Origin of the sequence: Dermacoccus sp. NHGro5, assembly GCF_017565385.1 — a bacterium.
In the GTDB taxonomy this organism is placed as follows: Bacteria; Actinomycetota; Actinomycetes; order Actinomycetales; family Dermatophilaceae; genus Dermacoccus; species Dermacoccus nishinomiyaensis.
Genome location: NZ_JAGEKQ010000049.1, coordinates 1 through 1,608 on the forward strand (window position 1 = coordinate 1; position 1,608 = coordinate 1,608).

The 1,608-nt window shown below is 64.6% G+C and carries 2 protein-coding genes; both read left to right on the top strand.

Annotated features, from left to right (window positions below; all coding sequences use genetic code 11):
* Positions 1-153: 153 nt before the first annotated feature.
* Positions 154-537: a hypothetical protein gene (locus J4Z35_RS13895; protein ID WP_144694991.1), complete on the top strand. Its 384-nt coding sequence runs from the start codon at positions 154-156 to the stop codon at positions 535-537.
* 95 nt (positions 538-632) lie between these two features.
* On the top strand, positions 633-1,565 hold the full coding sequence (locus tag J4Z35_RS13900) for a DDE-type integrase/transposase/recombinase (protein WP_082740667.1): 933 nt from the start codon (positions 633-635) through the stop codon (positions 1,563-1,565).
* The last annotated feature ends 43 nt before the right edge of the window (positions 1,566-1,608 follow it).

The following is a 1,608-nucleotide window of genomic DNA, read 5'->3' on the forward strand; positions in this document are numbered from 1 at the left end:
ACTCGGAAGTCGGAGAGGCGCGAGGTCGAGGCGCGCATAGGTTCGAAGACGGCAGCACGACGGACGTCAGACGCATGTGACCGAAAATCGCAGATGGGGACGAAAATCGCAGAGGTGCCCTGACTGTCAGCCTGGGTGTGAGTCACTCAGGAGGTGGGTATGCGCAGATGGACTGCGGAAGAGAAGACCGCGTTGGTGCAGCAGTATGTGGCGTTGCCGCATGGCACGAAAGCGGCGTGGTTGCTCGAGCAGGGTGTGTCGCGTCATCAGATCATGACGTGGCGCAAAGCGTTCTACTTCGGAGACCTCGAACGAGACCTCGTGCCCCGCGATACTTCACACATGACAGTTGCTGACGGCGCGCGTTTGGCGCGCGTGGAACAAGAACTCGCCGCCGAACGCGCAGCCCGCGCGCGGGAGGCGCAGACGCATGCTGAGCAGGTTGCGCGGCTGGAGGCATCGAACGAGGCGCTGGGAAAAGCTATCGGGCTCTTGCACGAGTTGAACGCGCCGCAGGAGCCCACGCCCGAGTCCTGAACGAGGCCGATGCCGCCCGCCATGCGGCGTTCCTCGAAGCGGAGAACACCCTGGTCGCCGAGCATGTCGCGGCCGGCTATTCCCAGCGTGAAGCGTTGAAGATCATCGGTGTGGCGACCTCGACGTGGCACTACCGTCACCATCCACGCGCTCGCGTCGCGGACCCGATCGCGCACACCGAGCGGTATCAGCCGTGCGCGCTCAGCTCTGAGGAGCGCGCCCAGATCGTGTCCGCGATCCGTGACGGTTGGCACGAGCAGCGCAGCGTGGAGCAGTCGTTCTACGACGCGTTCGATGCGGGGCGGCCGGTGGCGTCTTTGTCGACGTGGATGCGGTGCGCGCGTGGCTTGCACGGGCCACGGCCGGTGCGTCGACGCCGTACGCGGCGCACGGTCGCGATGCCGCAGTGGGAGGCGTCCGCACCGAACGAGGTGTGGTGCTGGGACATCACGAAACTTCCCGGGCCATACACGGGGGTCTGGTATCAGCAGTACACGATCATCGACGCGTTCAGCCGCACGATCATCGCCAGCAGCGTCGAGACAGATGAGTCCGACGAACTCGCGGTCGCGTTGTTCCAGGCCGCGACAGAACGTGAGGGTGTTCACCCGCGGATCGTGCATTCCGATGGTGGGCCGGCGATGAAGTCGGTACTGCTGGCCGACTTCTACCGTCATGCTGGGATCAGCGCGAGCCGGAATCGTCCGCGCGTGTCGAACGACAACCCGCACATCGAGTCCTACTTCAAGACCGAGAAGTACCGTCCCGACTACCCGAGCCAGTTCACCAGTGTTGAACACGCGCGCGAGTGGGCCGAGCACGTCGTGCACGATTACAACACGCGTCATCACCACAGCTCACTGGCCGGGTTCACGCCCGAACAGGTCCACACCGGCACCTGGGTCGATGTCCACACCGAACGCCAAGCCGTCCTGGATGCGCAGTACGCCGCGAACCCCGAACGCTACCGAGGCCGGCGCCCCATCGCCGCCACAACACCCGAAATCACCCAACTCAACCCCACGTGACTCCAATCAGGTTGACAGCTTCCGGGGGACGAAAATCGCAGGG